General features: G+C 67.3%; 10 protein-coding genes and 2 riboswitches. Of the genes, 2 read left to right on the top strand and 8 right to left on the bottom strand.

The features are described from left to right. Window positions 1–52: 52 nt before the first annotated feature. Window positions 53–1,291: an HD-GYP domain-containing protein gene (locus AC07V5_RS25710; RefSeq protein WP_495118470.1), complete on the bottom strand. Its 1,239-nt coding sequence runs from the start codon at window positions 1,289–1,291 to the stop codon at window positions 53–55. 90 nt (window positions 1,292–1,381) lie between these two features. After that, window positions 1,382–2,197, bottom strand: a complete 816-nt coding sequence (locus AC07V5_RS25705) for an NRDE family protein (RefSeq protein WP_495118469.1) — start codon at window positions 2,195–2,197, stop codon at window positions 1,382–1,384. Between the two features lie 84 nt (window positions 2,198–2,281). Between AC07V5_RS25705 and AC07V5_RS25700 the strand changes: the two genes are divergently transcribed. Continuing rightward, complete coding sequence (locus tag AC07V5_RS25700) at window positions 2,282–3,061, top strand: substrate-binding periplasmic protein (RefSeq protein ID WP_495118468.1); 780 nt, start codon at window positions 2,282–2,284, stop codon at window positions 3,059–3,061. 16 nt (window positions 3,062–3,077) lie between these two features. Here AC07V5_RS25700 and AC07V5_RS25695 read toward each other — a convergent pair whose 3' ends face one another. The 5 genes from AC07V5_RS25695 to gcvT are packed head-to-tail and all read right to left on the bottom strand — an operon-like array spanning window position 3,078 to window position 9,135. Next, window positions 3,078–4,466: an L-serine ammonia-lyase gene (locus AC07V5_RS25695; protein WP_495118467.1), complete on the bottom strand. Its 1,389-nt coding sequence runs from the start codon at window positions 4,464–4,466 to the stop codon at window positions 3,078–3,080. Between the two features lie 20 nt (window positions 4,467–4,486). Further along, entirely contained in the window at window positions 4,487–4,711 is a 225-nt protein-coding gene (locus tag AC07V5_RS25690; protein WP_495118466.1) for a hypothetical protein, read from the bottom strand. A 10-nt stretch (window positions 4,712–4,721) separates the two neighbouring features. Further along, window positions 4,722–7,610, bottom strand: a complete 2,889-nt coding sequence (gene gcvP, locus AC07V5_RS25685; protein ID WP_495118465.1) for an aminomethyl-transferring glycine dehydrogenase — start codon at window positions 7,608–7,610, stop codon at window positions 4,722–4,724. A gap of 19 nt (window positions 7,611–7,629) precedes the next feature. Continuing rightward, entirely contained in the window at window positions 7,630–8,004 is a 375-nt protein-coding gene (gene gcvH / locus AC07V5_RS25680) for a glycine cleavage system protein GcvH (protein ID WP_495118464.1), read from the bottom strand. An 18-nt stretch (window positions 8,005–8,022) separates the two neighbouring features. Next, window positions 8,023–9,135: a glycine cleavage system aminomethyltransferase GcvT gene (gene gcvT, locus AC07V5_RS25675; protein WP_495118463.1), complete on the bottom strand. Its 1,113-nt coding sequence runs from the start codon at window positions 9,133–9,135 to the stop codon at window positions 8,023–8,025. Between the two features lie 27 nt (window positions 9,136–9,162). Continuing rightward, window positions 9,163–9,277, bottom strand: a riboswitch (glycine riboswitch). Window positions 9,278–9,296: 19 nt separating this feature from the next. Beyond that, window positions 9,297–9,393: riboswitch (glycine riboswitch) on the bottom strand. A 78-nt stretch (window positions 9,394–9,471) separates the two neighbouring features. On the opposite strand from gcvT, the gene AC07V5_RS25670 reads away from it, so the two are divergent. After that, window positions 9,472–10,308, top strand: coding sequence for a hypothetical protein (locus tag AC07V5_RS25670; protein ID WP_495118462.1), 837 nt, complete (start codon window positions 9,472–9,474; stop codon window positions 10,306–10,308). On the opposite strand, the gene AC07V5_RS25665 is transcribed toward AC07V5_RS25670, so the two are convergent. Continuing rightward, window positions 10,309–13,569 carry an amidohydrolase family protein gene (locus tag AC07V5_RS25665; protein WP_495118461.1) on the bottom strand — a complete coding sequence of 1,087 codons (3,261 nt, stop codon included), beginning with the start codon at window positions 13,567–13,569 and terminating at the stop codon, window positions 10,309–10,311. Between the last annotated feature and the right edge of the window lie 21 nt (window positions 13,570–13,590).

Here is a 13,590-nt window from a genome sequence, read left to right as displayed (position 1 = left end):
GCGGATTGTGTCCCGGCGCCGCCAGGCACTTGAAACGAAAACGAGCGCGGATTCAGCCCTTGGCCAGCGGGTTCCACAGCTCGTCGAGATGGGTGAAGCCCCAGTTCTCGGGCGGCTCGCGGCCCACGATGGCGTCCTTCTCGGACGGGTTGGCCAAGTCCAGCATCTGCACGGGGATGGGCATGCCCGATTTGGTCGAATAGAAGACCTTGACGCGCGGCTTCACGAGCGACGCTGCGCTTTGCTCGACGACGACGGCCAGGCGGCCGGACTGCAGGCGCACCAGCGTGCCCGTGGGGTAGATGCCGATGCTCTTCAAGAAGGCCTGGAAGACGGTCGGGTCGAAATGCCCCTTCCACTGCGCCATGCGCTGCAGCGAGCCGGCTGGGTCCCAGGCGCTGCGGTAGGGGCGGGCGGAGGTGATCGCGTCGTAGACATCGCAGACGGCGCCCATGCGGGCCATGAGGCTGATCTGCTCGCCGGCGAGCCGATGGGGGTAGCCGGAACCGTCGAACTTCTCGTGGTGGTGCAGTGCCACGTCCAGCGCATGCGGCGGCACCTTGTCGCTTTCCTTGAGCAGGTCGAAGCCGTGTTCGGGGTGGGTCTTCATGACCAGGAATTCGTCGTCGGTCAGCGAGCCGGGCTTGTTCAGCACGTCCAGCGGCATCTGCATCTTGCCGATGTCGTGCAGCAACCCGGCCAGGCCCGCGCCACGTGTCTCGTCCTCGGACAGGCCGAGCTGGCGCGAGAGACCGATCATCAGCGCGCAGACGGCCACCGAATGCATGTAGGTGTAGTCGTCGCGGCTCTTGAGGCGGGCCAGGCTCACGAAGGCCGAGGGGTTGCGCGCCAGCGAGCAGGCGACTTCTTCCACGACCGGATAGCAGCGGTCGGTGTTGACCGACTTGCCCAGGCGCGCCTCGCCGAACAAGGCCATGACGGCCTGCTTGGAACGGTTCAGTGCCTGCGTGGCGCGTTCGATCTCGGATTCAAGACTTTCGCGCGGTTGGGCTGGCGGGAGCACCCGCTTGGGCAGTGCCGGCACCTCGGCCAGCGCCACGACGGGCGCGGCTAGATCGGGGGCCGAGGCCGGCACCAGCGCGCCCACGTCGCAGCCCTTGCTGACGTCGATCCAGACCGAGGGCACGCTGCTGCCCTTGAGCATCGCGAGGTCGGCCGTGTCGTTCAAGACGAACTTGGACTTCCAGAACGGATGGGAGAGCCAGGGGCCGTCCAACGTCTGCAGATACATCCCAAGCGTCACATCGGAGGTCGATATCTTCTTCAGCATGGTCAGAAGTGAGGCGGCCGCTGAAGTATCTGCGCCGCCCCCCCAAACGCGCTGTGATGCATTTGGCATCCGGCCTGCCTGAGCCGAGTTCTAGAACCAGCCGGGCAGGACGTACGTCACGGGCTCGGCCCAGCGGCCGCGGGCGTCCACGCTGCGCTCCTGGACGGTGGTTTGATGCCGGCCGTCCGACAGGATCTCGGTGACCAAGACCGTCGAGCAACGGGTGCCATACAGGGCCTCGCCGTTGCCCGCCGGGTCGGGCAGGCAAACGAACCGGGGCGACAGCAGCCGCTCGCGCGCCAGGCCCACACCGGTGTCGGGCAGGGCATCGTCAGGTGCCGGTGCGGCATCCACGAGCGCCTCGAACAGTCGCGCCGCGAGCGTCGTCGCGGACGTGGCGCCATCCAGTGCGAGGGCAAGTTCTCCCTTGAGCCCGACCGTCTTGGGCCAGGGCGTGTCCAGCGCCGCGTTGGACACCGCGTGCACGCCCGGCGCCAGCTGCTGCGGGCCGGGCGCACGGTTGCTGAACCAGTGCCAGTCGCCGCGCGCCGCATCGGCCACGACGAGGTTGAAGCCGTTGTAGGCCGGGCCATCCAGCTGCTGCAAGAAGCCGGTGGCGTCGCCTGCGCTGCTCAGCCAGTCGACGACCAGGGCGCCGCGCGAGGGCGCGGCAGCGACCTGGCGGCCGGGCTCGCGCACGTTGGTCAGCAGCGCGAGGCGGCCCGTACGCGTGATGCCAAACCAGGTGCCGCCGGCGCTGAGGTCGCGGCCAGCAAGCACCTCGACCTCGCCTGTGCGCCACCAGGACATGGGCGCGGCCTCACGGGCGAAGAATTCATCGCGGTTGGCGGCGATGACGAGAGGGAAGCGTGGATGAGCGTTGAGGGCGAAGGCGGCGAGGCACATGGGCAGTACGGATCTTCCGGGAGGCCCTCGCCCTGACGGCGGTGAAGGGGCCACCTATCATCGGGCCTCACACTGGAGAACACAGTGCAAAGACGCCGGCTGGGGCTGTTGGGGCTCGCATGGACGGTGGACTCCCTGGCGGCCGCGCGCGCGCCGGCGTCCGCCGCGTCGGCGGGGGACGCAGCGGTGCTGCGGCTGCTGAGCGAGGAGTTCCCGCCCATCAACTTCACCGAGGCGGGCCGCCCGAGCGGCCTGGCTGTGGAGGTGGTGCAGGCGGTTCTGAAGCGGCTGGGGCAGACGCTGGACATCGAGTTCCAGCCCTGGGCACGTGCCTATCGCGACGCGCAGGGCCGCCAGCCCGTGGCGCTGTTCTCGGCGGCGCGCATTCCCGAGCGCGAGAAGCTGTTTCAATGGGTGGGGCCCATCGTGACCTTCTACAGCAGCTTCTACGCTCGCGCGGGTGCCGAGCGGCTCAAGCGCTTGGAGGATGCGCGCCAGTCCGCCGACGTGCTGGTCGTGCGGGACTGGTACACGGCCCAACAGCTCACGTCAGAGGGTTTCCACAACCTGCGCTACGTCTCTGACCCGACGCAAGGCCTGCGCATGCTGCTGGCCGGACGCGCGTCGCTGTTCGCGTCCGAGCGCATCAGCATGGGCGGTGCGCTGGCGGCGGCCGGCGTCGACCCGGCCTTGCTGGAGGAGGTTTACACCTTTGCCGCCAGCGACGGCTACATCGCGTTCTCGCCGGGTACGCCCAAACGTGTCGTGAAGGCCTGGCAGCGCGAGGTCGATGCGATGAAGCGCGACGGCAGCTTCCGGGCGATCTACAAGCGCTGGCTGCCTCAGGATCTGCCGCCGCGCTGAAGGCTTCGGCCCGTCTTCAGCACTCGACGATGTTCACCGCCAGCCCGCCGCGGGCCGTTTCCTTGTACTTGGTCATCATGTCGGCGCCGGTGTCGCGCATGGTCTTGATGACCTTGTCGAGGCTGACGAAGTGGGTGCCGTCGCCGCGCAGCGCCATGCGCGCCGCGTTGATGGCCTTGACCGACGCGATGGCGTTGCGCTCGATGCAGGGGATCTGCACCAGGCCGCCCACGGGGTCGCAGGTCAGGCCCAGGTGGTGCTCCATGCCGATCTCGGCCGCGTTCTCGACCTGCTCCGGTGTGCCGCCCATGACGGCGCAAAGGGCTCCGGCCGCCATCGAACAGGCCACGCCGACCTCGCCCTGGCAGCCCACTTCGGCACCGCTGATAGAGGCGTTTTCCTTGTAGAGGATGCCGATGGCCGCGGCGGTCAGCAGGAAGTCGACGACACCATCGTCGCTCGCGTTGTGATGGAAGCGCGTGTAGTAGTGCAGCACCGCGGGGATGATGCCCGCGGCGCCGTTGGTGGGCGCCGTGACGACGCGGCCACCGGCCGCGTTCTCTTCGTTGACGGCCAGGGCATACAGGTTGACCCAGTCCATCACGATGAGCGGGTCGCGCAGGGCTTGCTCGGGGTTGGCGGTCAGGTCGGCATGCAGCTGCGCCGCGCGCCGCTTGACCTTGAAGCCACCGGGCAGGATGCCCTCGGTCTTGCAGCCGCGCTTGACGCAGTCCTGCATGACCTGCCAGATGCGCAAGAGGCCGGCACGCGTGGCGTCGTCCTCGCGCCAGTGCCGCTCGTTGCGGCGCATCAGCTCGGCGATGCTGATGCGGTGCAGCTTGGTCATGCTCAGCAGGTCGTCGCCGCTCTTGAACGGGAAGGGCAGCACCGTCGCGTCGGGCGCGATGACCTTCTGCTTGCTGCCGTCGTGCGCCACCTCGTCGCTGACGACGAAGCCGCCGCCAACCGAGTAATAGACGCGGTTGGCGATCTCCGTGTCGTCCGCGTCGAAGGCGATGCAGCGCATGCCGTTGGCGTGGAAGGGCAGGGTCTCGCGGCGCTTGAAGACGAGGTCCGTAGCCTCGTTGAACGCGATGGCATGCTGGCCAATCACTCGCAGGTCGCCGGCGCGGATGGTCTCCAGCAGGCCAGGGATGGCTTCAATGTCGACCGAGTCGGGCTCGTGCCCGGCCAGGCCCAGCAACACCGCCTTGTCGCTGCCGTGGCCTTTGCCTGTGGCACCCAGCGAGCCGTACAGGATGACCTGCACGCGGGCCACCTTGTCGAGCAGGCCATCGTGCTGCAGCCGCAGGCCGAACAGGCGTGCTGCACGCATCGGCCCGACCGTGTGCGAACTGCTCGGGCCGATGCCGATCTTGAAGAGGTCGAAGACAGAAACAGCCATGGCTCAGTGACCTCGCAGACTCAAACGCATTTGCACTCTTCGGGACTGCGGCCACCTGTGCCCGCAGTCTGAGTGACGGTGTACTTGGGCACGAGCTGCCCCTTCATGCCTTGTGCTTCACAACCGGTTGCGCAACGCTCAGCAAGCGTTGGCACCCAGCGAGCCCATGCGAGAACCACCAGCATCAGGATCACGAAGCCCGCGGTGATTTGCGGGCCTGCTTTCCGATACCAGCGGATGCGCATGGCTTGAGCTTCAGGCTTCTTCGTATTCCGAAAGCGGCACGCAACTGCAGAACAGGTTGCGGTCGCCCCAGACGTTGTCCACACGGCCCACCGGCGACCAGTACTTCTGGCGGCGCAGCGAGGGCAGCGGGAAGGCGGCGGCTTCGCGGCTGTAGGCGTGGGTCCAGTCCGTCGCGCTGACGACCATGGACGTGTGCGGCGCGTTGACCAGCGGGTTGTCCTCGCGGCTCAGCTTGCCGGACTCGACGTCGGCGATCTCCTGGCGGATCTGGATCATCGCGTCGATGAAGCGGTCCAGCTCGGCGCGGCTTTCGCTCTCGGTCGGCTCGACCATCAGCGTGCCGGCGACCGGGAAGCTCAGGGTCGGCGCGTGGAAGCCGTAGTCGATGAGGCGCTTGGCGACGTCCTCGGCGCTGACGCCGGACGAGTCCTTCAACGGGCGCAGGTCCAGGATGCACTCGTGGGCCACGCCGCCGCCCTTGACGCCGTCGATACCGCCGGAGAAGTGGATGTCGTAGTGGTCCGACAGGCGGGCCGCGACGTAGTTGGCGGACAGGATGGCGACCTCGGTGGCCTTCTTCAGGCCCTCGGCGCCCATCATGCGGATGTACATCCACGAGATGGGCAGCACGGCGGCGTTGCCGAGCGGTGCAGCAGACACAGCGCCAATGTTGGTCTCCTTGCCCAGGCCGGCCGTGCGGTGCGCCGGCAGGAAGGGCACGAGGTCTTCCACCACGCAGACCGGGCCGACACCAGGGCCGCCGCCGCCGTGCGGGATGCAGAAGGTCTTGTGCAGGTTCAGGTGGCTCACGTCACCGCCGAACTGGCCGGGTGCCGCGATGCCCACCAGCGCGTTCATGTTGGCGCCGTCCACGTAGACGCGGCCGCCGTGGGCCTTCACCACCTGGCAGATTTCCTTCACGTGCGTGTCGAACACGCCGTACGTGGAGGGGTAGGTGATCATGATCGCGGCCAGCTTGTCGGCGTGCTGCTCGCACTTGGCCTGCAGGTCGGCCAGGTCGATGTTGCCTTCCTTGTCGCACTTGGTGACGACGACCTGCATGCCCACCATCTGCGCGGACGCCGGGTTGGTGCCGTGGGCGCTTTCAGGAATCAGGCAGACGGTACGCTTGGCATCGCCGCGCGACTCGTGCCAAGCCTTGATGGCCAGCAGGCCGGCGTACTCGCCCTGCGAACCGGCGTTGGGCTGCAGGCTGATGCCGGCGTAGCCGGTGCACTCGCTGAGCCAGTTCTGCAGCAGTTGATCCAGCTCGGTGTAGCCGGCCAGCTGCTCCTGCGGCGCGAAGGGGTGAATGTTCGCGAACTCTGGCCAGGTGATGGGGATCATCTCGGCCGTGGCGTTGAGCTTCATCGTGCAGGAGCCCAGCGGGATCATGCTGCGGTCCAGCGCCAGGTCCTTGTCGGACAGGCTGCGGATGTAGCGCAGCATCTCGGTTTCGCTGTGGTGGGTGTTGAAGACCGGGTGTGTCAGGTAGGCGCTGCTGCGGCGCAGGTGCGTCGGGATCAGGCTCTCGACGCCGGCGGCGAATTCAGCGACCGTCGGCAGCGTTGCACCCGCGGGGGCCAGCCAGCTCCAGATCGCTTCGACGTCGGCACGCGACGTCGTCTCGTCCAGCGCGATGCTGACGTGCTTGTCGCTGTGCTTGCGCAGGTTGGCTTGATTGGCAACAGCCTTGGCCGTGACGGCAGCGGCATCGCACTCCACCAGCAGCGTGTCGAACACATGCGGCGTGATGACCTTGACGCCCATGCGCGTCAGGCCGGCATGCAGGATGGCCGTGTAGCTGGCCACGCGCTCGGCGATGCGCTTCAGGCCTTGCGGGCCGTGATAGACGGCGTACATGCTGGCCACGACGGCCGGCAGCACCTGCGCCGTGCAGATGTTGGAGGTGGCCTTCTCGCGGCGGATGTGCTGCTCGCGGGTCTGCAGCGCCAGGCGCATAGCGGGGTGGCCTTGCGCGTCCTTGGACACGCCGACCAAGCGGCCAGGCATGGAGCGCTTGAACTCGTCCTTGCAGGCCAGGAAGGCGGCGTGCGGGCCGCCGGCGCCCATGGGCATGCCGAAGCGCTGGCTGTTGCCAGCCACGATGTCAGCACCGAACTCGCCAGGCGAGACCAGCAACGTCAGCGCGAGCAGGTCCGTGCAGACGATGAAGGCAGCCTGCTTGGCGTGCGCCTGGTCGGCAAAGGCCTTCAAGTCGTGGATGAGGCCGGCCGTGCTGGGGTATTGGCAGACGACCGCGAAGTAGTCGTTCTCGGCCATCAGCGTGGGCGCCATGCCGACCTTGACCTCGATGCCCAGCGGCGCGCAGCGCGTCTGGATCACTTCGATGGTCTGGGGGTGCACGTCGCCGGCGACGATGAGCGTGTTGCTCTTGCTCTTCACACCGCGCTTGGCCAGCGTGACAGCCTCGGCAGCCGAAGTCGCTTCGTCCAGCATCGAGCCATTGGCGATGTCCATGCCGGTCAGGTCGGTCACCATCGTCTGGAAGTTGATGATGGCTTCCATGCGGCCTTGCGAGATCTCGGCCTGGTAGGGCGTGTAGGCCGTGTACCAGGCGGGGTTCTCGAGGATGTTGCGCAGGATGACGCCCGGCGTGTGCACGCCGTAGTAGCCCTGGCCGATGAAGCTCTTGTAGACCTTGTTCTTGCCAGCAATCGCCTTCAACTCGGCCAGCGCGCCGGCTTCGGTGATGGGGGCGGGCAGCTTCATGCCCTCGGCACGGCGGATGGACGCGGGCACGACCGCGTCGATCAGCGCGGTGCGGCTGGCCACGCCGATCGCCGCGCACATCAGGGATTCATCGACGGCATCCGGCCCGATGTGGCGGGCGTGGAATTCGGAGGCGTCTTCGAGATGGGAAAGCGGCGTCGGCATGGCAGGTCTTACTTCGGATTTACAGAGTCTTGAGCAGGGCGTCGTAGGCGGTGGAGTCCATCAGCGCGTCGAGCTGGGCAGGGTTGCTCAGCTTGACCTTGAAGAACCAGCCAGCCTTGAGCGGGTCGGTGTTGGCGAGCGCCGGGTCGTCGCGCAGCGCTTCATTGACCTCGGTGATCTCGCCGTCCACGGGCATGTAGACGTCGGCCGCGGCCTTGACGGATTCGACGACGCCGGCGATGTCTTTCTCGGCGAAGGTCTTGCCCACTTCGGGCAGGTCCACGAAGACGACGTCGCCCAGCGCGTCCTGCGCGTGCACGGTGATGCCGACCGTGGCCGTGCCGTCGCCGTGGACTTCAAGCCATTCGTGATCGGGGGTGTACTTGATGCTCATCGTCAAAGGCTCCGTGGATTAGCCGCGGTAGTAGCGGTTGGGGGTGAAAGGGGTGGAAGAAACAACCATGGGCGTGCGCTTGTCGCGCACGACGGCGAAGACTTCGGTGCCGACGGCGGTGTGTGCCTTGTCGAGGTAGGCCAGCGCCACCGGCTGGTTGACCGTGGGGCCCAGCGTGCCGCTGGTGACGACGCCGATCTCCGTGCCATCGGCAGCCACGATCTTGGCGCCCTCGCGCACGGGCATGCGCTCCTTGCCGACCAGGCCGACACGCTTGCGGGCCGCGCCGTTGGCGAGCTGGTCATCGATGACGGTCGCGCCGGGATAGCCACCGGCACGCGCGCCACCGGCGCGGCGAACCTTCTGGATGGCCCAGGTGATGGAGGCTGCGACGGGCGTCGTCGTCTCGTCGATGTCGTGGCCGTACAGGCACAGGCCCGCTTCCAGGCGCAGCGAGTCGCGCGCGCCCAGGCCGATGGGCTTGACCTCGGCATGCGCCAGCAGCTTGCGGGCGAGCGCCACGGCGTCGTCCTGGTGGACGGAGATCTCGTAGCCATCCTCGCCGGTGTAGCCTGAGCGGGTCAGGAAGGTGTCGATGCCGTCGAGGCTGAAGAAGCCGCCCGTCATGAAGGTCAGCTTGGCGACCTCGGGGTTCAGGCGAGACAGCACGTCCACCGCCTGCGGGCCTTGCAGGGCCAGCAGCGCGCGCTCGGGCACGGGGATGACTTCGCAGCGTGCACCGATGTGCTTTTGCATGTGCGCGATGTCCTGCTCCTTGCAGCCGGCGTTCACTACTACGAACAGGTCGTCGGGCCGCTTGCAGACCATCAGGTCGTCCAGCAGACCGCCTTGCTCGTTCGTGAACAGGGCGTAGCGTTGCTTGAACACGCCCAGGTCGACGATATCGACCGGCACCAGCGTTTCCAAAGCCGCAGCGGCGTCAGCGCCGACGAGGCGCACCTGGCCCATGTGCGACACGTCAAACAGGCCGGCGGCCGCACGCGTGTGCTTGTGCTCGGCCATCACGCCGGCGGGGTACTGCACCGGCATGTCGTAGCCGGCGAAAGGAACCATCTTGGCGCCGAGTTCGACGTGAAGGGCGTGAAGAGGCGTTTGCAGCAAAGAGGACATCAAGAGCTCCGACGGAATTCGGGTTTGGATGTCCTCGCTGTCCGGGGTACCTGAGAGATTGACAAGGCGGTTGGCAGTCCCGCGCAAGCTTGCCCCTTCGGTGGACCAGCTCAAGGGCTGGCCTCTCTCCAGTGAGGAACGCCCCAGTGTCTGCCACCGGTGGCGTTTTGTCAGTCCTTTTGCCTGAGCGTTCGAGCGATGGGCCCTGCGCCTTCGGCGGCCCCCAAAATCAACGGGGCGCTCTCCTGACGAGTGATGATTCTATTCACATCTAGGGGGCTGTCCGAGCAAGCAGCTAGGGGCAGACTCGCGGCCATCATTTATGAGGAGACCGCCATGCAACCCATCCGCGCCGCGCTTGCCATAGCGATCGCGTCCCTGGCGGTGCCCGCCGGTGCTGTCACCAATGTCCAGGTGCAGTTGGGTGTGAATCCGAATTTCTCCGGTGGCACTGGCCCTGTGAACACGGTCCTGACCCAGTCCAGCACGGCTGAGTTGAGCAGCGGCCCGGTGACCGGGGGCTTCAGTTCCAGCGGCGCGGCCCATGCCTTTGCGCAGATCGGCACGCTGAAGGTGGACGGCAACTCCGAGGGCAGCCTGAACAGCGTGGCCCGGGCCAGCTTTCGCGACGACTTCATGGTCAACCTCGCGAACACGCCAGCCAACACGCAGATCACGGTGGTCTTCCAACTGCTGTTCGACGGCACCTTGACCGTAGGCTCGTCCAATGACGCCGCGGCGTCCTGGCAGGTCAGGGCCGACATGGGTGGCGGCGCCTACGACCTGGCTGGTGATGGAATCCTGTACAACAACTCGCCGGTGCTGGCCAAGCATGGCTACTTCGGCGACCCGCTGGGCACGCTGACGGGCACCGCCACGTTCATGACGGGCCAGAACCTGCCCCTCATCGTTGAGCTGACGGGCGTGGCCCAGACGGCCTATGACGGCCACGGTGGCGCCTTGGCCATGTCTTCTTTCGACCTGTCGCACACCCTGCGCTGGGGCGGCATGACCGTGTCGCTCAACGGCGTGCCGCAGAGCCAGGTGATGCTGACTTCGGGCTCAGGCTTCAACTACCTGCAGGCAGCGCCCGTGCCCGAGCCGAGCACCTGGGTGATGGCGCTTTGCGGCGCCGCCGTCCTGCTGGCCCGGCGGCGCCTTTCGCGAGGCTAGTCAGTCTCCGACGTGGCCCGACTCCAGGGCCTCTGCGTCGATGGGCATGGTCTGGCCGTCGGCGCCTTCGAAGAACAGCGGCTTGCGGGCCTTGGCCACCGGGGCCAGCTGGTTCATCGTCTTGGCATCGAAGAGGCGGCCGTTCTGCATCACCTGCGCGATGCGGTCGCTCCGCCGGATGTCGGCCAGCGGGTTTCCGTCGATGATGACCAGGTCGGCCAGCTTGCCCGGCTCCAGCGAACCGAGGTCCTTCTCGAAGCCGAAGTTGCGCGCCGGGTTGATGGTGGCGGTGCGCAGTGCCTCGTGCGGCGTCATGCCGCCCAGCACGAACATCCACATCTCCCAGTGCGAGCCCAGGCCTTCACGCTGGCCGTGGGCGCCGATGGAGGTGTTGACGCCGGCGCGTGACAACGCGGTTGCGGTGCGGGCCACGCGGATGACGTTGAAGTCCTCCTCGGGTGCGGTTTCGCGGCGCACCGAGCGCGGTTCCAGCACGGTGCGCGGCACGTAGCGGCTCAGCAGCGGGTGCTTCCAGACGTCCGTGCGGGCGTACCAGTAGTGCTCGCCGTCCAGGCCGCCGTAGCCGACGTTCAGCGTGGGCGTGTAGCCGACGGCGTTCTGGCTCCACAGCTGCTTCACGTCGTCCCAGACCTCGGCCAGCGGCAGCGCATGCTCCACCGTGGTGTGGCCGTCGACGACCATGCTCATGTTCAGCTGGAACAGCGAGCCGCCCTCGGGCACCACCATCATGCCGGTCTGGCGCGCGGCCTCCAGCACCTGCTGGCGCTGGTCGCGGCGCGGCTGCTGGTAGCTCTTCACGCTGATGGCCCCCTCGGCCTTCTGGCGGTTCAGGTGGGTCAGCGCGTCGTCCAGGCTGTTGACGTTGGAATAGAAGGGCGTGCGGGCGCCGTAGAGGATGGTGCCGGTTGAATAGATGCGCGGGCCCAGCACGACGCCGGCACGCTGCATCTCGCTCTGCGTGAAGATGGCCGAGCTGAGGTTGGACGGGTCGTGCAGCGTCGTCACGCCCAAGGCCAGCGACGCGAGGTTGACCCAGCTCTGCTGCGGGATCAGGCCCGAGTCGTTCATCGCGCCGTGCCAGTGGGCGTCGATGAAACCGGGCACGATGGTCTTGCCGCTGGCGTCGATGCGCTTGGCATCGGCCGGAATGGCGATGTCCTTGCCGACGGCCAGGATGCGGTTGCCGTCGACGACGATGGTGCCGCCTTCGATGACCTCATCGCCCTTCATCGTCACGATGCGGGCGCCGGTGAGTGCGAGCTTGCCCGCGGGCTTGTCGCTGGCCTGCTCGAAGCCGATCTTCTGGCTCGTCGCTTTGTCCTTGCCCTCGGCGTTGGCCGTGAACAGGTCGTCGCCCAGCGTGAAGTGCAGCTTCTTGCTGTCACCGCTCCAGTGCAGCGCCGAGCCGGCGTTCACGTCGAGCTGGCGCACCGGCAGCGCGTCCATCTTGGCGCCCACCGTGATGCTCTTGCCCGACTGGCCCTGCACGCTCGGCAGCGGCGTCACGTAGGCGTGGAAGCGTTCGACGAAGCCCAGCCACTGGCCGTCGGGCGACACGCTGTACTCAGCGGCCGCCTCGCTGCGCGCGATCTCGGTTTCGCTGTGGTCGCGCAGGTTCAGGCGGGTCAGCGCAAAGCGCTGCTCGACCTCGCTGGGGCTGCTGGTCTTGGTGAAGAAGAGCTCATCGCTCTTGGCGCCGAACTGCGCGCCGCTGCCTTCTTTGCTGATGCGCTCGGTCTTGCCCGAGCCATCGGCCGCGGCCAGGTAGAGGCCGGTGTCCAGGCTGTACCAGGGGCTGGTGAGGCCACCGCCCTTGACCTTGCGGTAGACGACCTGCTTGCCGTCCGGCGACAGGCGCGGCTCCAGATATTTGCCGGGTTCCTTGACGAGCACCGTCTCCTTGCCGGAGGCGATGTCCAGGCGGCGCACGGTGCCCTGCGTGTCGTCACGCCAGGTTGCGTAGACGACGGACTTGCCATCACGCGCCCAGCTGGGTGCGAACTCGAACGACTCGTCCTGCTTCGTCAGCCGGCGCGGGGCGCCATCGGGCAAGTCCTTCACGTACAGCGAGCCCAGCGCCGAGTAGACGACGCGCTTGCCGTCCGGCGACACCTGGGCGCCGCGCAGCTGGTGCACGGCGAACTTGGCCGGCGCCACGTCCTGCGCAAAGCGCATCGGCTCGCGCAGCTCGCGGGTGTCCTTCACGTGGAAGGGGATGTCGGCGGCGGTGCCCTTGAAGGGGTCGACGCGCCAGATCTTGCCCTCGGCCCAGACGACGAGCTCCTTGGAGCCGGGCATCCACGCGAAGCTGGGGTAGACGCCCCACATCGCCCAGATCTCCTGCAGGTCGCGCGACAGGCCGCTCCATGCCGGGACCTCGCGGCCGGTCTGCAGATCCTTCAGGAACAGCGTGCTCTGGTTGCGCACGCGGCGCACGAAGGCGAGGTACTTGCCGTCCGGCGAAGGCGTGGGCCGCACGGCGCCGCCCGGGCCTTGCACGAAGGCCTCGACCGAGCCGTCGTTCAGGTCCTGGCGGAAGATCTTGTAGATCTCGCCGTTGCTGTCTTTGTTGTATTCGAAGCTGCGGCCGGGCGTGGTGTCTTGCGAGTAGTACAGGTACTTGCCGTCCGGCGACACCGCGGGCTCGCCGAGGTCCTTCTGCCAGTTGGGCTTCTCGTTGAGCTGCACGCCTTTGTTCTTGGCTGCATCGCCGTCGACGTGAAAGAGCCAGATCTCGCCTGAGCCCGCGCTGCGCGTGCCGGTGTAGTGCTTGCGCGCCAGCAGGTACTTGCCGTTCGGGTGCCAGACGGGGTTGTTCAGCAGGCGGAAGTCTTCCTTGGTCACGGCGCGCACACCGCTGCCGTCGGCGTTCATGAGCCAGATGTTGTCGCCGCCGCCAGCGTCGCTCAGGAAGGCGATCTGCTTGCCGTCCGGCGAGAAGCGGGCCTGGTGTTCCCAGGCGATGGAGTGCGTCAGGGCCTTGGCCTCGCCGCCGCCGATGGGCAGGGTGTAGAGGTCACCGAGCAGGTCGAAGACGAGGGTCTTGCCGTCGGGGCTGACGTCCACGCTCATCCAGGTGCCGGTCTTCACGTCGATGTTGGCCGTCTTGGCCACGCCGGGCGGCGCGTTGACGTTCCAGGCTGCAGATGCGGCGGGCGCTGCAGGCTTGGGCGCTTCTTGTGCGTTCGCGGCCAGGGCGGCGGCCAGCAGCAGGGCGGGAGCGGCGTTCAGACGATGCATGGAGGCAGGTGTTGGGAAGAC

The sequence above is a fragment of the Roseateles sp. GW821-FHT02E12 genome, assembly GCF_059421665.1.
The sequence above is the reverse complement of the archived record's forward strand: the minus strand, read 5'-3'. Positions and strand labels throughout refer to the sequence as shown.